This window comes from Thermoanaerobaculia bacterium, from assembly GCA_018057705.1.
Lineage (GTDB): Bacteria > Acidobacteriota > Thermoanaerobaculia > Multivoradales > JAGPDF01 > JAGPDF01.
In genome coordinates, this window is sequence record JAGPDF010000009.1 from 70,638 (window position 1) to 89,556 (window position 18,919).

Consider the following 18,919-nt stretch of genomic DNA (forward strand, 5'->3'; position numbering starts at 1 on the left):
TCTGGTAAATGCGTGTTGGGCCAGTCGACGGGGCCAGGCCTTCGCCTCGATTCAGTGAATCAGGGGGCTCTCTCCGGGCGAGACACGGGCGCCGGGGGGAAGGGCCGCGACGACCACCGCCGCGAGCGCGGCGGAGAGGATGAAGACCGCTTCGAAGCGCCCCTCGTCTTCGTCGAACACCTGCAGGATGAACGACTCGTCCTCGCCGTCGAGGCGGATATCGCACTCGAGGAGTGGATCCGCTTCGCCGCCGTCTTCGATCGCGTCGAAGAACCCACTGGCGTCGAGACTCTCGCCCAGTCCTTCGAACCGCAGCGCCAGAGTTCGCAGGAGCGTCTCGAGCTCGGCGAGCGTGAGGTAGGCGAAAATCCGCGAGAGCTCCGCCGTTTCGAACGTCGGCATGTCCGCTACTCGACCCTGGTGGCGATCCACCAGGTCGAGCCGCCTGCATCCTTCACCCCGCTCCGCCGGTCGGCATCCTCTTTCTTCACCGGCTCCTGGACGGAAACGCCGCCGGCGGCGATGGCCCGGCGGTAGGACTCGTCGACGTCGGCGACGTAGACATGGACGTGCGCCGGGATGGCCGGCCAGCCAGGGCTGCCGTCGGCGAGCATGAGCACGGAGTCGTCGACGCGCACCTCGGCGTGCGCCACTGTGCCGTCCGGTCCGGCGAAGCGGCGGATCTCGACCGCGTCGAAGGCTTTCCGCAGAAAGTCGATCGTCGCATCGGCGTCGGAGACGACGAGGTATGGGGAGACGCTGTTGTAACCGGACGGCTTGAACGCTGAGGGCATCGGTTCTCCGTGAGAGTCAGTCCTTAGGAATGGGCAGGCCCTGAAGGCGCAGGAAGGTCAGCTTGTCCCAGTACCCGCGCTGGAAGGCGATCCTGCCCTCGACGACATGGAAGAACCCGCAGCCGCGCAGCCCCGTCGGATCCCGCCACTCGAGGATCGCCCACTCGCCTTCCTCGAACAGGTTCTCGACGATGCAGACCATCTCGGCAGCGGCGAACCCGGCGGCGAACATCTCGCGGATCGCCGCCCGGCCGTGGACCGGCGCTTCGGCGACCTGATGGTTGATGGCCTCTTCGGCATAGAGCTCCGAGAGCCCATCGACATCCCGGCGATTGAACGCTTCGACCCACAGGCGGACGAGATGGCGCGGTTCCATGGCGCGAAGTCTAACCAGGAAAGCGCGCCGCCTGCGGTCGCCTTCTCGCCTTCGCGGGCAGGTCGTTCAGAAATCGCAGGTGGCTGCAGGCGGAGGGCCCCGGCGTCGAGGCGCCGCGTGGACTCTTGCTCACGAGGGGGCTAGAGTCACGAGAAAGTGTGTCTTCGAGGAGATCGACCCTCGACTGAGGGATCCAGGTCCGGGTTGCGACCGGGGTGCCACGGGTGAGGTCGCGTGCTGCAGCAGGAGTGAGGGGACTCGCGGTTCTCGCGCTCGCGCTCCTCTGGGTCGGCGCAAGGGCCGGCGCGGAGGAGCTGGCCGTGGGACCGCGCTGGGTGGCGCGCTCCTGGACACTGGACGAGGGGTTGCCCCAGAACTCGGTCAACGCCATCCTCCAGTCCGGCGACGGGTACCTCTATCTCGGCACCTTCGGCGGGTTGGCGCGCTTCGACGGCATCGACTTCGATGTGCTGGGACCGCGCCAGGGGCTCCCGGCGAGTCGCATCACCACCCTCCACACAGCGAGCGACGGCGTCCTCTGGATCGGGACCGAGGACGCCGGCGTCTTCCGGTCGACGGCGGGGAGCGGGTACGAGAAGGTGCCCCTGCCGCACTTGCCGGTAGGCCCGGTGGTGGGCATTCAAGGCGATCGGGACGGGGCGACCTGGATCGGCACGAGCCGCGGCCTGATCCGCCTGGGCGCCCCGGGAGACCGCGCCTGGGACGAGGCGCGCGGCATGCCCGACGATTGGGCGATGTCGCTGTTCGAAGACTCGCGCGGCACCCTGTGGGTGGGCACCGAGACCGGTCTGTTGCGCCGCGAGGGGGAGCGCTTCCTCCGCGTTGCGCTGCCGGCGAAGGAGCGCGCCGTGCGCTCGATCGTCGAGGCCGAAGACGGCGCCCTCTGGGTGGCGACCCCCACCGATCTGCTGCGGTCGGAGGGCAGCGGCTTCGAGAGCGTTCCGACTCCTGCGGGCTACGACGGCGAGATCTCTGCCCACTTGCTGGTCGGCGCCGACGGCGCGATCTGGCTCGGGGCCAATGCGGTCTATCGCCGACACGATGGCAACTGGGAGCAGCTGCCGCTGCCGCCGCGGGCTCAGGGCACGATCACCAAGGCGATTTTCCAGGATCGCGAGTCGAGCGTCTGGGTCGGTTTGGATGGCGGCGGCCTGGTGCGCTTCCGGCCCGCCCGGATGCGCGCCTTCACGGCGGCGCCGCTCGATGTCAGCACGGTGCCGATCGTCGAAGGGGCGGACGGCGCCATGTGGATCGGGACGCTGTGCAACGGGCTGGTCCGGTTGGCGAACGATGTGGCGACGGTCGTGCGCCGCGACGATGGCGGCTCGTTCGGCTGTGTCTGGTCCCTGCACGTCGATCGATCGGGTGCCCTCTGGGTGGGTCATGGGGGAGGGCTGTCCCGGATCGACGGCGTTGGCCAGAGACACTTCACCGTGCCGGCGGCGGCGCAGGTGGCGGGTGAGGACAACTACGGCCTCGGCGTGCGCGCCATTCTCGAGGACAGCCGCGGACGCCTGTGGGTCGGCACCGCCACCGGCCTGAGCCTGGTGAGCAACACCGCGTCCGCGAACCCGGAGGTCATCAAGGTCCTGGCCGACAGTCGGGTGCGTTCCATCGTCGAGGCGCGCGACGGGTCGCTGCTCGTCGGCACGCAGGATGGGCTGACGCGCTACCGCGACGGCGGCACCGTCGAGAAGATCGATCGCGCGTCCGGGCTGAGCAGCGACGACGTTCGCGTCGTGCTCGAGGACGCCGACGGCACGCTCTGGATCGGCACCTACGGCGGCGGCCTCAACCGCGTCCGCGGCGGCGAGATCCTTCACTACTTTCGTGCCGACGGGCTCAACGACGACGTGGTGTCGCAGATCTTCGACGACGGTCAGGGGTTCCTCTGGCTGAGCGGCAATCGGGGCATCTCGCGGGTGGCGCGGCGCGACCTCGAGGAGTTCGCCGGCGGGCGCCGCGGGAGCATCAACGCAGTGGCCTTCGGGCAAACCGATGGCATGGTCGAGACCGAGTGCAACGGCGGCGCCCAACCGGCCGGCTGGCAGGCGCGGGACGGCAGGCTCTGGTTCCCGACCATCCGCGGCGTCGTGGTGGTGGACCCGCGCCCGCTGCCGATCAACCAAGTGCCGCCGGGTGTCGCAATCGTCCGGGTGAGCGACGGCCAGGACGAGTTGCCGGTCACCGCGCCAGTGGAGGTCGCGCCAGGTGCCAACCGGCTCGAGATCCACTACGCCGGACTGAGCTTCGTCGCGTCGGAGCGGCTGCGTTTCCGCTATCAGATGGAGGGGCTGGACGACGGCTGGGTCGAGGCCGGCAGCCGGCGGACGGCGTACTACACCCAACCGCCACCCGGCGACTATCTCTTTCGCGTTTCGGCGGCCAACGAGGACGGCATCTGGAATCCCACCGGTGCGACCCTGCGGATCCTGCTGCGCCCGCGTTTCTACGAGACCCGCGCCTTCTTCGCTGGCGCCATCCTCGCTGCGGCGCTGGTGCTCTTCGGTCTCTACGAGCTTCGCGTCGTCGGGCTGCGCCGGCGCCAGCGGGAGCTCGAGCGTCTGGTGGGACAGCGGACAGCCCAGCTCGCGACCCACAGGGACCAGTTGCGCGAGCTCAACGAGGGGCTGGAGCAGCGCGTCGACGCGCAGACCGAGACCATCCGTCAGACCCGGGACGTGGCGATCTTCACCCTCGCCAAGCTGGCGGAGTTGCGCGACGACGCCACCGGCAAGCACATGCAGCGCATCGGCGAGTACTGCCGGCTGCTGGCCGGAGAGCTCGTGCGGCGCGGCGTGGTGGACCTCGAAGACGAGTTCGTCGAGCAGATCCACCGCTCCAGCCAGCTGCACGACATCGGCAAGGTGGCCGTGCCCGATGCCATCCTGCTGAAACAGGGGCCGCTCTCCGCCGCGGATCAGGAGGTGATGCAGGCGCACGTCACGGTCGGCGGCGACGCCCTGCGCGCGGTGCTCGAGCGCTACGACAGCCCGAGCTTCCTCACCATGGCGATGGATATCGCGTACTCCCATCACGAGAAGTGGGACGGGAGTGGCTATCCCCAAGGGCTCGCCGGCGAGGAGATCCCGCTCGCCGCGCGCATCGTCGCCGTGGCCGACGCCTATGATGCCTTGACCAGCAATCGGCCCTACCAGACGGCCGTCGAACACCCGGTGGCCGTCGAGCGCATCGGCCGCGACAGCGGCATCCACTTCGACCCCGCCATCGTCGACATCTTCCTCGGCGTCGAGGCCGACATCCGCCGCATTCGCGCCGACCTGATCGGCTGACGAAGAGCCTGCGCGCAGCGCGCTCGATACCCGCGCCCGACCGCTGGAGAGCCCATGTTGCGGTCGCCGCTGGTGGGGCTATGATGGCAAGTTCCGATGTCTCGCGACTCCGCTTCGCTTCAAGCCGTAGCGCCCGGGAGCTCTCCCGAGGCTGCGACAGCGACCGGACTCGATGTGCGCGTCGCGCCGCGTGCCATCGAGGTCGAGGCGGCGCGGACGCACAATCTCAAGTCGGTCTCCTGCCGCATTCCGCATGGCCAGTTGACCGTGGTCACCGGCCCGTCGGGCGCCGGGAAGTCTTCGCTGGTCTTCGACACCATCTTCGCCGAGGGGCAGCGGCGCTTCGTCGAGTCGATGTCGACCTATGCCCGGCAGTTCCTCGACCAGATGGAGCGGCCTCCCGTCGGCGATATGCGCAACGTCCTGCCGGCGGTGGCGCTCGAAGCGAAGAACTCGGTGCGCAACGCGCGCTCGACGGTGGGCACGATTACCGAGATCCACGATGTCCTGCGCCTGCTGTTCGCGAATCTCGGCGAGGTGAACTGCCCTGCGGGCCACGGTCCGGCGCGTCGCTACACCGCCGGCGAGGTCGCCGAAGAGCTCGGCGCGGGGGCCGCAGGGGAGCGCTTCCTGCTCGCGGCCCGAATCCCCCGGCCCGCAGAGGGGGCCGACCTCGCTCTGACCGAGCTCGTCGGGCAGGGTTTCGCGCGCCGCCTCGAAGGCGGCGAGATTCTGCCGATCGCCGCGGACGAGAGATGGCCCGAGGCGCGCGATCCGATGATCCTCGCGCTCGGGCGGTTCCGCGCCTCGACCGACGCCTCGGCGCGCCTCGCCGCCACCGTGGAGGACGCCTGGAAGCTGGGGACTCGGGCGGTCGAAGCAGTCTCGGATCTCGGCCTGCGCTACTACTGCCGCGATCTCGCCTGCCCCGTCTGTGGCCTCGCCCTGCGCGCGCCCTCGCCAGCGCTGTTCTCCTTCAACTCGCCGCTCGGCGCCTGCCCGACCTGCGAGGGCTTCGGCAGGGTGATCGGAATCGACCCCGAACGTGTGATTCCGGATCCGCGCAAGAGCCTCGCCGAGCGCCCGATCGCGCCGTGGAACACTCCCGCCTACGAGGAGCTCTACGACGGCCTCCTGCGTGCCGCCCGCAAGCGGCAAGTGCCGCTCGACCGGCCCTGGCTGGAGCTCTCCACGGAGGATCGCGAATGGATCTGGCGCGGCGAGGGGCGGTTCACGAACCTCGAGGCGTTCTTCCGCTGGCTCGAGGGCCGCACCTACCGCGTCCACGTGCGCGTGCTGCTGGCGCGCTACCGCGCCTACAACACCTGTCCCGACTGCCACGGCGGCCGATTGAACTCCGAGGCGCTCTCGATCCGCTACGAGGGACGGACCTTGCCGGAGCTGCTGGCGCTCTCGGTCGAGGATCTCGCGGCCTGGTTCGCCGCCCTCCTGCCGGGGCCGCGCGCGCTCGCGGTCGGTGGCCATCTCTTCGACGAGATCCGCGAACGCCTCTCGGTGCTCCACCGCGTCGGCCTCGACTACCTGGCGCTCGATCGCCAGGCGCGCACCCTCTCCGGCGGCGAGACGCAGCGCATTCACCTCGCGGCGGCCCTCGGCTCGGGCCTGACCTCGACCCTCTACGTCCTGGACGAGCCGACCATCGGCCTGCATCCCCAGGACAACGAGCGCCTGCTCGCGCTGCTCGGCGACCTGGCGCGGCGCGGCAACACGGTGCTCGTCGTCGAGCACGACCGCACGATCGTCTGCGGCGCCGACCACCTGATCGATCTCGGTCCGGCGGCGGGCGATGGCGGCGGCGAGATCGTGGCGGAGGGCACCGTGGCCGAGGTCCTTTCGCACCCGACCTCCCTCACCGCGCACTACATGCGCGAGCAGAGCCCGACGGCGGCGCGTCAGCACGTGGCGCGCTTCCGGCGCGAACGCGGGCGGCAGAGCCTCGAGGACGAGCTCGCGGGGCGCGGCCGCATCCGCATCCGCGGCGCCCGCGAGCACAACCTGCGCGGCATCGACGTCGAGTTTCCGCTCGACGCCCTGGTGGCGGTCACCGGCGTCTCGGGCTCGGGCAAGTCGACGCTGGTCGAAGATGTCCTCTATGGCGCCTGGCGCCGGTCGCACGGCTACGCCGACGTCGACGCGGGGCGTTGCGACGAGATCCTGGGTTTCGACCTGATCTCGGACCTCTCGCTGGTCGATCAGGGTCCGATCGGGCGCTCCTCGCGCTCCAATCCGGTCACCTACATCAAGGCGTACGACGACCTGCGGCGGATCTACTCCGGCGCCGAAGAGGCCCGACGGCGCGGCATCACTCCGGCGCACTTCTCGTTCAACGTCGAGGCGGGGCGCTGTCCGCAGTGCCTGGGGACCGGCGTGCTCGAAGTCGACATGCAGTTCATGGCACCGGTCGTGGTGCGCTGCGACGGCTGCCAGGGGCGACGGTTCCGCCCCGAGGTCCTGGCGGTCCGGCATCTCGGCCGGGACATCGCCCAGACCCTCGAGCTCACCGTCGACGAAGCGCTGGAGGTCTTCGCGCGCGAACGTCCGCTGGTGCGGAAACTGACCCCCCTGGCCGATGTCGGGCTCGGCTACCTGCGGCTCGGCCAGCCGACGTCGACGCTCTCGGGCGGCGAGGCCCAGCGGCTGAAGCTCGCGACCTTCCTCGGCCGGCCGACGAGTGCCGGCAGGCAGCTCTTCCTCTTCGACGAGCCGACCACAGGGTTGCATCTGGCCGACATCGACCTGCTCTACCGGACGCTGCGCCGGCTGGTGCAGCGGGGGGATGGGGTCGTTGTCGTCGAGCACAATCTCGACTTCCTGGCGCGCGTCGACTGGCTCGTCGATCTCGGCCCGGGCGGCGGTATGCACGGCGGCGACCTGCTGTTCTGCGGCCCGTTCGCGACCTTTCTCGACGAGGCCGAATCACCCACCGCGCGGCTGCTCCGGGCCCAGGTCGCCTGGCGCCGGCCCGAGTCGGCTTCGGGTACAATTCCCGCGAGTTCAATCTCCAGCAAGCGAAAAACCACGAGGGCATCGTGAGCCAGGCAGACCAGGTGAGCCAGACCGGTTGGCAGATATTCGTGGAGGTGCCAGGCAAGGCGCCGATCGAGCTACCGCCCGGCGAATCGGTGATCGGGCGCAGCCGCAACTGCGTCGTGCAGATCGCCGAGACGACCGTGAGCCGACAGCATGCGATCTTCGTCGTCGCGCCGGGCAACGTGCTTCTGCGCGACCTCGGATCGAGCAACGGCACGTTCGTCAACGGCGAGCGGGTGGACGGCGAGATTCCGCTCGCCGACGGCGATCGCGTGGTGGTCGGCGAGGCGGAGCTGGTGCTGCGCATGCTCGCGCCGCTCGGGCCGGCCGAGGCCACGGCGAGGCTGGTGATCCCGCCGATGACTCGCGCGGACGTCCCCCCGCCGGGCGCCTCACCGGCGCCGCCGTTTCCCCCTATGCCGCCGAGCCTCCCCGCGGCCGCGACTCCCGGATCTTCTGCCGCTCCGGCCTGGGCCTCGACGCCGTTGCCCGCTCCGGGCGTGCCGACGGTGGCACCGATAGCGGCGTCGGCGGCGGGGGCTTCCGGAGCTGCGCCCGGCTCGGCTCACAGCCGTCCGGCCCCGGGTTCGCAGGCGCCATGGGCGCCGACGCCACTGTCCCGGATTCCGCCTGCGCCAGCCCCGCTGTCGCCCGCGGCTGGCCAGCCGCCGCCTCGGACCTCGCAACCCCCGGCCTCTCCGGCCGACCCGGCGAAAAACAGCGGGGAGCTGCTGTCCTCGATCCGCGACATCGATCTCGCTCCGATTCCAGCCCCGGCGCCGCGCCACTCCTCGGTGGCGTCGCCGGCCTCGCCGGCCTCGCCGATGGCGAAGGTGGCGACGACCGGCAAGGTCGAACCGGCCGGCTTCTGGCTGCGCGTCGCCGCTTACGTTCTCGACTACATCCCGGTGGCTTTTTTGGGGATCGCCTATTGGATCGTGGCGATCTTCGTGTCGCCGAACTTGGCCACGATGCTCGGCTTTGTCCTTCCTATCTACGGTTTGCTGGTCGTCTTCTTTTTGCCGGCGCTCAAAGGGACAACCCCAGGAAAGAAGATTTTGAAACTCGCCATCGTCTCCGAGACGACCGGCCCCGGTGAAGGGTTGGGCTGGAAGATTGCGGCCCTTCGTGTCGTAGGCCACTTCGTCTGCGGTCTAACCTTCGGGCTGGGCTACCTGCTGGTGGCCTTCAGTGCGCGAAAGCAGGGCCTGCACGACCTGATCGCCAAGACGAACGTCGTGCGCCAGCGTTGATGGCTTCGCCGCCGTTGGCGGCGCGCGCCCGCGGCTGCTAAATTCCCGGTCCGATGGCTCCGATGGCTCCGATGGCTCCGATGGCTCCGATCCCTCCCGCAGGCGCCTCTTCCGAACAGCTCGCGCACCGGCAGGACCGCCCCTGGCTCGGTCGGCTCGGCTACCTGGGTGGCGCGCTACTGGGCGCCGTGCTGCTGGTTGCGGCGTACGCCAAGGCGATCGACCCGGTGGCGTTCGCCCAGCAGATCCGTGGCGAAGGCCTGGCGCCCTTCGGACCGCCGTTCGGCTGGGCGATCGCGATGATTGCGCTCGAGGTCGGGCTCGGCGTCGCCCTGCTGCTCAACCTGCGGCGCCGCACGGTGCTCTGGGTCGCCACCCTCCTGGTCGCCCTGTTCGTCTTTTTGACCGCACGCACCTACTGGCGAGCGACCCATGGCGGGATCTCGGCGGCCGATGCGGCGAGCTGCGGCTGCTTCGGCAACCTGGTCGAGCGCACCCCGGCGGAGGCCTTCTGGCAGGACCTGCTGATGCTGGTGCCGGCGCTCGGCCTGGCCTGGGTCGGCAGGCCCCGCGCCAAGGCGGAGGCCGCTCTCCAGGCGGCGCGCTGGCGCGCCACGGCGGGGGGCATCGCGGGGGTCTCGGCCCTCGCCGCCGGCGGCTTCGCCGGGCTCGCGCCGGGTCTGCCGCTCGACGACCTGGCGACCCGGCTGTCGCCCGGGACGACGATCTCGGCGCTCTGCGCCGGCGCTGGGGACCAGCGAGTCTGTCTGGACACGCTGGTCCCGGGGCTCGGTACGGGGAGCCGCTGGGTCGTCCTGGCAGATGTCCGGGCGAACGACTTCCCGGCGCTGGCCGAGGCGCTCAATCGCTACGTCCAGCGCGCTGCGGCCGAGTCGCTGCCGGCGGTCGACGTGCTGGCCGATCTCACCCAGGAAGAGCAGATGGAGCTATTTTGGCGCCTGGCACCGGCATTCGAATTGCACGAGGTACCGGTGGCCGTTCTGCGGCCGCTCTACCGGAAGCTCCCGCGGACCTTCTTCGTCGAAGAGGGCCGCGTCACCCGCACCTATTCAGGACTGCCTCCGGAGATCGGCTCCGTAGCGGCCCCGCACCACCGGAAAACGGAAGATCGCCAACCATGAGCTCTCCTCTTCGCCTTCGCGGGTCGCATCGAACGCCGGCGTTTTCTGCCCGCGTGGCCACTCTGGCGGTGACTGCCGCCGTCGCCGCCTTCCTGGCCTTCGTTCCCGGAGCGGTTCCGGCGCAGGCGGTGCCCGCCGACGCCGTGCTGCGCAACTTCGAGATCTCGGGCGATTTCGCTCTGACGATCGACGGCAAGGAGCAACCCAAGGCCGAGCTCTACTTCTCGGAATCGGCGCGCGCCTTCCTCCTGATCGCGCCGGAGTTCCCGTCGCCGCTGCTGGTGAGTGCTCCCACGCAGAGCGTCGACTCGCTCGACCTCATGAAGGTTGCGAAACAGCCCTCCGGGACGATCGACCTCCTCGCCGACGCCGTCCTCGAGCCTGCCGGCAAGTACAAGGTCGACGGCCCGAACATCGAATTCACCTATGCCGGAAAGAAACTCCGGGTCAGCCCGCGCCCACATCTGCTCGGCAAGCACACCGGCGCCGAGCTCCTCGCTTACAATCCGTCGTACCAGCGCAAGGCGCGCAACTACAACCCGGATGCTGCCATCCTGAAGCGCCTCAAGGGTGAGAAGGAGCCGGTGCGAGTCCTGACCTTCTTCGGTTCCTGGTGCCCGCACTGCTCGACCCACGTGCCACTGCTGCTCAAGGTGGAGCAGGGCCTCGCGGGCGGCAAGTTCCAGTTCGAGTATCTCGGCATGCCGAAGGGTCCGGCGTTCGGCGAGGTGCCGGAGGGCAAGCAGTACAAGGTCACCGGCGTCCCGACAGCGATCCTCTTCCGCGGCGACCGCGAGATCGGCCGCATTCCGAACTCGGGGTGGTCGAATCCGGAGGTTGCCATCGACCTTCTGCTCAACGGACCGAAGAGCACCAAGTAAGGTTAGGATCCCCCGGTCGATCCGCAGCGACCACAGCGGCATGCCCGGGGGGGGCTGGAAGATGATCCGACGAGCGCAGGGATGGGTTCGTGCAGTGAGTCTGATCGGCGGTTGGTTGGCGGCCTCCGCCGGCTCGGCGGCGGCGCAGGAGGCGACCGACGCGGCGAGTGCGGCCGCAGGCGACGCCGAGGTCGCACCAGCCGAAGAGACGCCGGCGACGCCCCCGACCGCACCGGATCCCAACGCTTTTCGCGTGCGTTTCGGTTTCGAGGGCAAGGCGCATTTCCGCGACAGCGAGCAGCTGCGCCTCCTGAGCCCGTTCCTCTTCCCCGGCAATTTCCTGCCGCCCGGCGCGTCGCGGGCCTTTCTCGAAACCGTGAACGAAGGCCAGCACTTCGAGCTCTCGGTCCTGACGCTCCTCGCCGAGGCCTCCTGGGGGCCCAACATCGAGGCGCGTGCCAAGGTCGATTTCATCGACCTCTACGACCGCAACCCCACTTCGAGCGACAAGCAGGTGGACGTGGACGAGCTCTGGATCCGTTTCGGGAGCGACCCGGCGGCGCTCTCCGAGCGCTTCGGTCTCTACGCCAAGGTCGGCAAGTTCGGTCATTTCGAGCGCCAGAACGACCGGCATACCGAGAGCTACGGCCTGGTGTCGACGGCGTTCAACCGCTTCGAGGACCAGGGGCTCGAGGTCGGCGCGAACTTCGGCGGTCATTTCTACCTGGTCGGCTCGCTGACCCAGGGGAATCCGGTCTTCTTCCGCGATCCGAACGCGCTCGCCGGCGACAACGGCACACCGGAGCGCGATCCGGCGCTGCACGACAATCCAGTGCCGGATCTCCAGAGCGGATTCCCTATCCTCTACGACGCTGAAGTCGAGGATCTGGACGTCGATGGCGACCTCGAGGTCGGCTACGGGCTCGGCATCCGCTTCGGTGAGCCGGGCTCCGGCCACGAGATCCACTTCCTGGCCTGGGGATACAAGCGCAAACTGGCCGACACCGTGCCGCTCAACGGCACTTTCTACGGCGGCGACATCGATCTTCTGAACGGGCCGTTCGACGGCTTCAGCCTGCCCATCTCGGGCGATGACAAGGAGGAGGTCGGCGCCAACCTCTGGATCTATGAAGGCGGGTTCAGCTTCTTCGGCCAGTACGTCGAGCAGGAGCTTGCCGGCATGGACCGCAGCGGCTACGAGGGCGAGATCGCCTGGCGCTTCGACTTGCCTCTCGCCTATGCCGCGGGCGGGCGCCAGCTCTTCCCGTATCTGCAGCCGGTGGTGCGCTACTCGTTCCTGAAGCCGGAGTTCGCCGGCGGCTCGCCGCAGTTTCCGTCGCAGTCGGTGCGCTGGGAGTGGAGCAAGCTCGACTACGGTCTGCGCGCCGGAATCATCGAGGGTGTCGACCTCACGATCGAGTTCGCCGACAACGAGATGACGCTCGCCAACGGCAGCAAGGTCTCGAACGACGAGCTGCTCACCACGCTGCGCTTCCGGATGTAGGCATTTCCTACGGAGGCGGGGGAAGGGCCTACCGGGTATCCTCGCAGCCATGACCCGACGCCAACATGCCCGCGCTGACCTGATCCGCATCGCCGACCGCGTGATGCGGGAGAAGGGGCTCGAACCCGAGTTCCCGCCCGCCGTGGAGGACGAGCTCCGCGCCGTCACGGGCGCCGCGAGCGTGCCGGCCGTGACGGACTTGCGGCAGCTCCCGTGGTGCTCGATCGACAACGACGATTCGCGGGACCTCGACCAGCTGTCGGTCGGCGAGCGCGGGCCCGACGGCGCCCTTCGTCTGCGGATCGCGATCGCCGACGTCGACGCGCTGGTGCCCAGAGGCTCGGCCATCGACCGCCACGCCGGCGTCAACACGACGTCGGTCTACACCGCGGCCAGGATCTATCCGATGCTTCCGGAGCGCCTGTCGACGGAGCTCACCTCTCTGGTGCAGGACGAGGATCGGCTGGCGGTGGTCGTCGAGCTCGAAGTCGGCCCGGATGGAGCTCTCGACGGGGCGGAGATCTACCGCGCCACAGTGCGCAATCACGCCAAGCTCGCTTACGACAGTGTCGCCGCCTGGCTGGAGGGCGAGGCGCCGCCGCCGGCCGCGCTCGCGGCGATCCCCGGACTCGCAGAGAATCTGCGCTGGCAGGACGCTGCCGCGCAGCAGCTGCGCGCGGTGAGGCACCGGCAGGGCGCACTCGATCTCGAAACTGTCGAGGCGCGCGCTGTGTTCGTCGGCGACGAGCTCGCCGACCTCGAGCAGCAGAGGAAGAACCGCGCCCGGGAGTTGATCGAGGACCTCATGATCGCGGTGAACGCGGTCACGGCGCGCTATCTCGACCGCCACGGGTTCCCTTCGCTGCGGCGCGTCCTGCGGTCGCCGAAGCGCTGGGCCCGCATCGTGGAGGTGGCGCGCGAGTCCGGCGAGGTGCTCCCCGACGCCCCCGACGCGGCGGCGCTCGAGGGATTCCTCCAACGAAGAAAAGTGGCCGACCCGCTGCGCTTCCCGGACCTTTCGCTCACCGTCGTCAAGCTGATGGGCTCCGGCGAATACGCCGTCGATCTTCCGGGCTCCGACCCCGCCGGTCACTTCGGACTGGCGGCGCGGGACTACGCGCATTCGACGGCGCCCAACCGGCGGTATCCCGACGTCATCACGCAGCGCCTGCTCAAGGCGGCTCTCCTGGGCGCTCCGTGCCCCTATTCCGTGGCCGAGCTCACGACGCTCGCGGCGCACTGCACCGAGCAGGAAGACGACGCCACCAAGATCGAGCGTCAGGTGAGGAAATCCGCCGCCGCGCTGCTGCTCGAAGGCAGGGTCGGTGAGCGCTTCGAAGGCATCGTGACGGGCGCATCCGAGAAGGGCACCTGGGTACGGATTCTCGCGCCGCCAGTCGAGGGCAAGCTCACCCAGGGGGCGAAGGGGGTCGATGTCGGCGCCCGCGTGAGCGTCCGGTTGACCGGCACCGACGTCGAACGCGGCTTCATCGATTTCGCCCGCGTCGACGGATCAGCGCTTCGCTGAGAAGACGTCCAGGGGGTCGATGCCGCCGTTGGCCCAGCTGGCGTCGGCCGATTGCAGCTCTCCTGGAGGGGCGAGGCGCGAAAAGCTCAGTAAAGGGAGGGTCGCGGCCAGTTCGTCGGCGGTGGGTCCGGCGAGCACTGCCCCCTGCAGTCTGCCTCTCCACGGCTCGAGTGCGGGGAGTGCGTCGCGCAGGTCTCTCACACCGTGCACCCGGACGGTTCGCAGGCCGGGCACCGGCCGGAAGAAGGTCTCGCTCTCCACCAGTACGGTTCCGACTGCGAGGCCCAGGTGCTGTCCGGTTCGACTCCCGCGACGTAGTTCCGCAGCGGCGCGCAACTGCTGCACAGCGGCCGCCGTCGCGGGCGCGATCGGGCCGTGCGGCAGCCGGGCGCTCTCGAGCGCCAGCGCCCAGGCGAGGGCGGTGGCGAGCTCCTCGGGGTCGCCTTCGGTGTAGACCGCCTGCACCGAGAGACAGCCGCGCTGGTCGAAGAGCGCGATGTCGCGCGCCAGGCCGCGCGCCGTCCCGACCGGATCGACTCCGTCGCCGACGAACGCCACGCTGGCCTTGGGGCCCTGTGCGATCAAGCGAGTGCCGAAGCGGGCCGCCAGACTGGTGACGGCCGCCTCGCCACCGTAGACGAGCAGCCTTTCGACTTCGCCGAACGCCGCGGTGAATGCGGCCTCGTCGTCGCCTGCAAAGGTGACCGCGGCGTAGGCGTCGGCGAGCGCCGGCTCGCGGGCGACCAGCGCCTCGACGAGAGCCGCGGCGAACCAGGGCTCTGCGGAGGCGCTCTTCAGGAGCAGCGGCCGGCCGAGAAGCAGAGCCGGCAGGAGACTCTGCACGGCGAGTCCAGGGATGTTGCCCGCGAGGACGACACCGGCGAAATCTTCCGGTGCGGCGCCCGCGAGGTCGTCGGAGAGATCGCCGGTGCGGCGCGCGAGCTCTGCGGCCGAGGCACCGGATGCGCCGCCGAGGACGATCTCGAGCCCTTCGGTCAGTCCCTCGGCGGAGAGGCGGGCGCTCACGAGGAGCCGCGGCAGGAGCGCCGAGCGTTCGGGCGAGCCGGGCTCGAGAAGGGCGGCGAGGCTCTCGTTCCAGATCGCGAGCCGGCGCGCCAGCGCGACGGTGGCCACGGCCGCCGGCCCGCGCGTGGCGAGACGGCCGGCCAACGCCTGCAGTTCCCGAGGCGAGAAGCGGCCGCGCCGGGCGCCGGTGGCGTCCACCGGCGCGATGAGCGGCGCGAGGTCGTCGGGCACCTGGAAATCTCTCGCTGCGGTGGCCATCGTCGCGCCTATGTTACGGCGCTTCGGGGAGGCTCCTTGCGCCGGGGTCTCAGGGGCAGGTGGCGAACGCCTGGATATCCCCGATCGGCTGGAAGGGTGTCCCCAGCGCATTGCTGGCGGTCCAGGTGTCTCCGGTTCGGGTGTCGAGAATCAGGATGTCGACCTCGACGTCGGTGAGGCCGCCGGCGTAGACCCAATAGCTCGAGTTGTAGCCGCAGCCGTTGATCACTTTGAGCACGACCTCGACGTTCGCCGCGCTGAAGAACCAGAAATAGCCGGTGTCGCCGGTCATCGCCTGGGCGAGACCGACCCCGGTCTGGCCGGCGTAGTTCTCGAAGGTGCTGGAGATCTGGAAGCGGCCGTTGTTCAGGCAGAGGAGATCGGGCAGCGCGGCGCAGGTCCCCTGGGGTTTGACGACCAGGTTGTCGAAGTAGGCCGTCGCGACGCCGCCGGCCTGGGTCTTGGAAATGTGGACGCGCACATTCGCGTGGGTGGCGGCTGGCGGTGCGGTGGCCGGGGAGCTCGAGGCGGCGCGGTGCCATACCCCGTCCGCTGTCGTGCCGCTCGCGACCGAGCTCGATCCTACATAGTCCAGGCCGGAGCAGCCGGCCTGGCTGTACCAGCCGACCTCCAGAGAGGCGTTGATGGTCACCCCCTGCCCGGCCGGAATCCGGAAGTCCAGGCTGGAGTCGTAGCCCGTGCCGGCGCTGACCGGCAGACAGGCGGAGACCAGCACCGTCTCGTAGGTGAAGGGTGACGTCGAGCTGTTCGTGCCGACGACGGATCCGGAGTTCGCCTGGGCCAGAGCATCGCTCGGATCCCAGATGCCCGTGCCGACATAAAGCCAGCCCGAGAGGTCGGTGTCGAACGTCGGATGGGAGAGCATGTTGCCGGCGACGGCTGGAGTCGCGCAGAGCAGCAGTGCGGCGAACAGGGTCCGGTAGCGCATGACGGGAACGCTCCTTTCGCGAAGCGTCAGGCTGTGGAGAGGCGGCGAGCATACGCCTCCTCCCGAACCGGACTCCGGCACGTATCCAGCGGGTTCGGCGCAGGGTTCCACGGCCGGCCGTTCACCCGAGAGGCCGCGCGCCCCGATGCTAGATTACCGACGCTCGGGGGAGATCGCCGTCATGCCACGCGCCACGCTGTCGCAGGTCGAAATCGCCTCGCCGGATCCGGCGCGCTCTGCCGAGTTCTTCCACCGTGTCTTCGGCTGGGATGCGATGGCCGTGCCGTGGGACGGTCCGACTTACGTCCGCATGTTCCCGCCAGCGCCGGCGGAGCCGGTGGGTGCCGGCGTTCTGGCGCCCGACGCCGTCGGCATCCTCGACCGGCTGACGATCGTCGTGCGTATCGAAGGCGAACCGCTCACCGCCGTCCTCGACCGCGTGCGTGCCGAAGGCGGCGAGGTCGCCCTGGAGCCGATCCCGATCTCCACCTCCGGTCTCTACGCCCGCTTCTTCGATCCCGACGGCAATAGCTTCGGCCTGTGGCAGGACCGCAACACGTCGGACGGTTCGCCGGAGTCGAACGTTCGGCCCGGGGCGCCGCCAGAGAGTGCCGCCGGGTGATCGATATGCTGGCGGCGGCCGCTGTCGTGCTCTTCGGTCTCTATCTGCTTGGCCTCGGATTGACGGTGTTCCTGCGCCGGGCGGTCGTCGCGCGCTTTCTACTCGCTCACGGCCGCTCGGCTTCGGCGCACTATCTCGAGCTGACGCTGCGACTCGTCATCGGGGGAGCGTTCGTGCTGCGCGCCCCGAGCATGCTCTTTGCTGAGGTCTTCACTGTCTTCGGCTGGGTTCTCCTCGTTACTACGGCTGGCCTCTTCACAGTCCCCTGGCAGTGGCATCGGCGCTTCGCGCAGCGTTCGGTCCCCCAGGCGTTGCGCTACCTCACACTTCTCGGCATCGCCTCCCTGGCGCTCGGCAGTTTCGTCCTGTTCGCCGCTGCGCACGGTGGCACCTAGCGGGTCGCTGACCGGACGAGAGCGCGAGGCGTCTCGCGGTTGTCTTCTCCCGCGCCAGCCGGGAGGCTATGATCGCGGCGGCGCGATCGCGCTTTCCGATGCCCTTTCCGACCGTTACCCGAATGGATGCGCCCCGGCTGCTGCTGCGGCCGGTTGCGGCTGCGGATCTTCCGGACCTGATGGCGGTCAACGGGGATCCGGAGGTGACGCGGTTTCTGCCGTATGACACCTGGAAGTCGCTGGAGGATGGCGAGGCCTGGTTGGCGCGCAGCGCGGCGCTCGGTAACTCCGGTACCGGCCAGCTCTTCGCGCTGGTCGCGAAGCCGCAGCCGAAGGTCATCGGCACGCTGGTCCTGTTCCGCTACGAGGAGGCCAGCCGTCGCGTCGAGCTCGGTTACGTTCTGGGCCGGGCGCACTGGGGCAAGGGTCTGATGACGGAGGCGATCCAGGCGGCGTGCGCCTGCGCCTTCGACGATCTCGGCATCCGCCGGATCGAGGCCGAGGTGAATCCGGAGAACCTCGCCTCGTGCGCGCTCCTGACGCGAATCGGCTTCACCTTCGAAGGCAGGCTCCGCAAACGCTGGGTGGCCAAGGGGATCGACTACGACACGAACATCTACGGCTGGCTGGCGGAAGACCGGCTCGCCGCCGGCGCCGCAGGCGCTGAACGATGGGGGAGCGACCATGGCCGCACTGAGTGAGGCGCAGATCGGCGCGGCCGAGCAGTTCGCCGATGCGACTCTCGACGAGCTCGAGACTGCCGAGGGCATTCACCCCGAGACCGCCGTCGTCGCCGTCGCGCGCATGGCCGGATCGTTCCTCCTGCGCTCGTTTGGTTTCGAGCTCGGTCATCTGACGGCCGGCACTGTCGTCCTGTCGGACGAGGCGAATGAGCACGGCCGACGCCTGCTCGCGATCCTCGGTGGCGTCCTGGTGCACGGCGGCGTCGCTCTCGATCGCGAGCGACTCGCCCAGGGGCCGGATCCCGACCGGCAACCGCGGCTCGATTTCCTCGACTCGCAGGCGGCGCTCGAAGGCGCCTTCGTCGCCGTGGGAGCGCGCCAGCGACTCTCGTTGCGCGAGTCCGCGGAGGCGGCGGCCGCAGCGACCGCGTTTCTGATCCAGCAGTTTGCCGAAGAGCTCGACCCGAGCACCGCCTTCGGTATCGCCGTGCAGGGGTTCATCGAAGGGGCGAAGACCGTGCCGGGCACGGCGGCGTCGTGAGTCCCCTCCTCGACCTCGCCGCCGCTCTGGTGGTCGCGCTCGGACTGGCGCATTCCTGGCTCGGCGAGCGCTACCTCCTCCGGCGACTCTTCCGGCGCGACGATCTGCCGCAGCTCTTCGGCAGCGCGGAATTCACCCGGCGCACCCTGCGCTTCGCCTGGCACGTGACCTCCGTCGCGTGGTTGGGGCTTGCCGCGGTTCTCGTCGTCCTGGCGCGCCCGCCGATCTCAGCGAGCGCGCTCGGCCTGGCCGTGGGCGTCGCCTTTCTCGTCCAGGGCGTCATCGCCCTCGCGGGTTCGCGCGGCCGGCACCTCTCCTGGCCGGTCTTCCTCGCCATCGGACTCCTGGCGATCTTCGCCACGCGCGGTACTCCCTGAGTCGCCGACTCCGGAGCGGATGCCGCACCCGATTTGGAGCACGCCGCCGCCTTCGTTCGCCACGTTCGGCTGGGATCCGATGACCGTACCGTGGGAGGGCCCGGCCCATGTCCGCAGGCCCCCGCCGGTACCCACCGAGCCCGCTCCCGACAGCGACCGCGAAAGCCGACGTTTTCCCCCCGCGCTTGGAGCTTGCCGCGGCACGGCTATGATGAAGTCGAATCG

The 18,919-nt window shown here is 69.6% G+C and carries 17 protein-coding genes; 12 read left to right on the forward strand and 5 right to left on the reverse strand.

Translation table 11 applies throughout. The features are described 5' to 3' along the window. Nucleotides 1-51: 51 nt before the first annotated feature. The 3 genes from KBI44_04630 to KBI44_04640 are packed head-to-tail and all read right to left on the reverse strand — an operon-like array spanning nt 52 to nt 1,170. Complete coding sequence (locus KBI44_04630; protein MBP9143751.1) at nt 52-402, reverse strand: hypothetical protein; 351 nt, start codon at nt 400-402, stop codon at nt 52-54. Between the two features lie 5 nt (nt 403-407). Then, nucleotides 408-794: a VOC family protein gene (locus KBI44_04635; GenBank protein MBP9143752.1), complete on the reverse strand. Its 387-nt coding sequence runs from the start codon at nt 792-794 to the stop codon at nt 408-410. Between the two features lie 16 nt (nt 795-810). Then, the gene (locus KBI44_04640; protein MBP9143753.1) at nt 811-1,170 is read right to left on the reverse strand and encodes a nuclear transport factor 2 family protein; all 360 of its coding nucleotides are present in this window, start codon (nt 1,168-1,170) and stop codon (nt 811-813) included. 248 nt (nt 1,171-1,418) lie between these two features. On the opposite strand from KBI44_04640, the gene KBI44_04645 reads away from it, so the two are divergent. The 7 genes from KBI44_04645 (at nt 1,419) to KBI44_04675 (ending at nt 13,843) form a co-directional block, all read left to right on the forward strand. Then, nucleotides 1,419-4,484 carry an HD domain-containing protein gene (locus KBI44_04645; protein ID MBP9143754.1) on the forward strand — a complete coding sequence of 1,022 codons (3,066 nt, stop codon included), beginning with the start codon at nt 1,419-1,421 and terminating at the stop codon, nt 4,482-4,484. Nucleotides 4,485-4,580: 96 nt separating this feature from the next. After that, a complete protein-coding gene (gene uvrA, locus KBI44_04650; GenBank protein ID MBP9143755.1) occupies nt 4,581-7,538 on the forward strand; it encodes an excinuclease ABC subunit UvrA in 2,958 nt (985 codons plus the stop codon). Beyond that, complete coding sequence (locus tag KBI44_04655) at nt 7,535-8,788, forward strand: RDD family protein (GenBank protein MBP9143756.1); 1,254 nt, start codon at nt 7,535-7,537, stop codon at nt 8,786-8,788. Before uvrA ends, KBI44_04655 begins: the two co-directional genes overlap by 4 nt. Nucleotides 8,789-8,868: 80 nt before the next feature. Next, the gene (locus KBI44_04660) at nt 8,869-9,930 is read left to right on the forward strand and encodes a hypothetical protein (protein ID MBP9143757.1); all 1,062 of its coding nucleotides are present in this window, start codon (nt 8,869-8,871) and stop codon (nt 9,928-9,930) included. Then, nucleotides 9,927-10,811 carry a thioredoxin family protein gene (locus KBI44_04665; protein ID MBP9143758.1) on the forward strand — a complete coding sequence of 295 codons (885 nt, stop codon included), beginning with the start codon at nt 9,927-9,929 and terminating at the stop codon, nt 10,809-10,811. The genes KBI44_04660 and KBI44_04665 overlap by 4 nt, the downstream gene beginning before the upstream one ends. A 94-nt stretch (nt 10,812-10,905) precedes the next feature. Then, nucleotides 10,906-12,315: a hypothetical protein gene (locus tag KBI44_04670; GenBank protein ID MBP9143759.1), complete on the forward strand. Its 1,410-nt coding sequence runs from the start codon at nt 10,906-10,908 to the stop codon at nt 12,313-12,315. Nucleotides 12,316-12,364: 49 nt separating this feature from the next. Continuing rightward, complete coding sequence (locus tag KBI44_04675; GenBank protein MBP9143760.1) at nt 12,365-13,843, forward strand: RNB domain-containing ribonuclease; 1,479 nt, start codon at nt 12,365-12,367, stop codon at nt 13,841-13,843. Here KBI44_04675 and KBI44_04680 read toward each other — a convergent pair. Together KBI44_04680 and KBI44_04685 are read right to left on the reverse strand one after the other, a co-directional pair. After that, entirely contained in the window at nt 13,829-15,127 is a 1,299-nt protein-coding gene (locus KBI44_04680; protein MBP9143761.1) for a hypothetical protein, read from the reverse strand. The two genes, KBI44_04675 and KBI44_04680, sit on opposite strands and share 15 nt — an antisense overlap. A 49-nt stretch (nt 15,128-15,176) precedes the next feature. Next, entirely contained in the window at nt 15,177-16,076 is a 900-nt protein-coding gene (locus KBI44_04685) for a hypothetical protein (protein ID MBP9143762.1), read from the reverse strand. Between the two features lie 181 nt (nt 16,077-16,257). Here KBI44_04685 and KBI44_04690 point away from each other — a divergent pair, with 181 nt between their 5' ends. From KBI44_04690 to KBI44_04710, 5 genes are all read left to right on the forward strand, one after another. Then, entirely contained in the window at nt 16,258-16,698 is a 441-nt protein-coding gene (locus KBI44_04690) for a VOC family protein (GenBank protein MBP9143763.1), read from the forward strand. Then, nucleotides 16,695-17,093 (forward strand): hypothetical protein, encoded by a 399-nt coding sequence (locus tag KBI44_04695; GenBank protein MBP9143764.1) that lies wholly within the window; start codon nt 16,695-16,697, stop codon nt 17,091-17,093. Before KBI44_04690 ends, KBI44_04695 begins: the two co-directional genes overlap by 4 nt. A 98-nt stretch (nt 17,094-17,191) precedes the next feature. Beyond that, the gene (locus tag KBI44_04700) at nt 17,192-17,794 is read left to right on the forward strand and encodes a GNAT family N-acetyltransferase (protein MBP9143765.1); all 603 of its coding nucleotides are present in this window, start codon (nt 17,192-17,194) and stop codon (nt 17,792-17,794) included. After that, nucleotides 17,778-18,317 (forward strand): hypothetical protein, encoded by a 540-nt coding sequence (locus tag KBI44_04705; GenBank protein MBP9143766.1) that lies wholly within the window; start codon nt 17,778-17,780, stop codon nt 18,315-18,317. Before KBI44_04700 ends, KBI44_04705 begins: the two co-directional genes overlap by 17 nt. Next, on the forward strand, nt 18,314-18,694 hold the full coding sequence (locus KBI44_04710; GenBank protein MBP9143767.1) for a hypothetical protein: 381 nt from the start codon (nt 18,314-18,316) through the stop codon (nt 18,692-18,694). Before KBI44_04705 ends, KBI44_04710 begins: the two co-directional genes overlap by 4 nt. Nucleotides 18,695-18,919: the final 225 nt, after the last annotated feature.

What these genes read in the sequence shown, in the direction of transcription:
- KBI44_04690 (MBP9143763.1), top strand. Translation starts at nt 16,258, where the DNA reads ATGCCACGCGCCACGCTGTCGCAGGTCGAAATCGCCTCGCCGGATCCG.
- KBI44_04675 (MBP9143760.1), top strand. Translation starts at nt 12,365, where the DNA reads ATGACCCGACGCCAACATGCCCGCGCTGACCTGATCCGCATCGCCGAC.
- KBI44_04630 (MBP9143751.1), bottom strand. Translation starts at nt 402, where the DNA reads ATGCCGACGTTCGAAACGGCGGAGCTCTCGCGGATTTTCGCCTACCTC.
- uvrA (MBP9143755.1), top strand. Translation starts at nt 4,581, where the DNA reads ATGTCTCGCGACTCCGCTTCGCTTCAAGCCGTAGCGCCCGGGAGCTCT.
- KBI44_04705 (MBP9143766.1), top strand. Translation starts at nt 17,778, where the DNA reads ATGGCCGCACTGAGTGAGGCGCAGATCGGCGCGGCCGAGCAGTTCGCC.
- KBI44_04680 (MBP9143761.1), bottom strand. Translation starts at nt 15,127, where the DNA reads ATGGCCACCGCAGCGAGAGATTTCCAGGTGCCCGACGACCTCGCGCCG.
- KBI44_04665 (MBP9143758.1), top strand. Translation starts at nt 9,927, where the DNA reads ATGAGCTCTCCTCTTCGCCTTCGCGGGTCGCATCGAACGCCGGCGTTT.
- KBI44_04685 (MBP9143762.1), bottom strand. Translation starts at nt 16,076, where the DNA reads ATGCGCTACCGGACCCTGTTCGCCGCACTGCTGCTCTGCGCGACTCCA.
- KBI44_04635 (MBP9143752.1), bottom strand. Translation starts at nt 794, where the DNA reads ATGCCCTCAGCGTTCAAGCCGTCCGGTTACAACAGCGTCTCCCCATAC.
- KBI44_04660 (MBP9143757.1), top strand. Translation starts at nt 8,869, where the DNA reads ATGGCTCCGATCCCTCCCGCAGGCGCCTCTTCCGAACAGCTCGCGCAC.
- KBI44_04640 (MBP9143753.1), bottom strand. Translation starts at nt 1,170, where the DNA reads ATGGAACCGCGCCATCTCGTCCGCCTGTGGGTCGAAGCGTTCAATCGC.
- KBI44_04700 (MBP9143765.1), top strand. Translation starts at nt 17,192, where the DNA reads ATGCCCTTTCCGACCGTTACCCGAATGGATGCGCCCCGGCTGCTGCTG.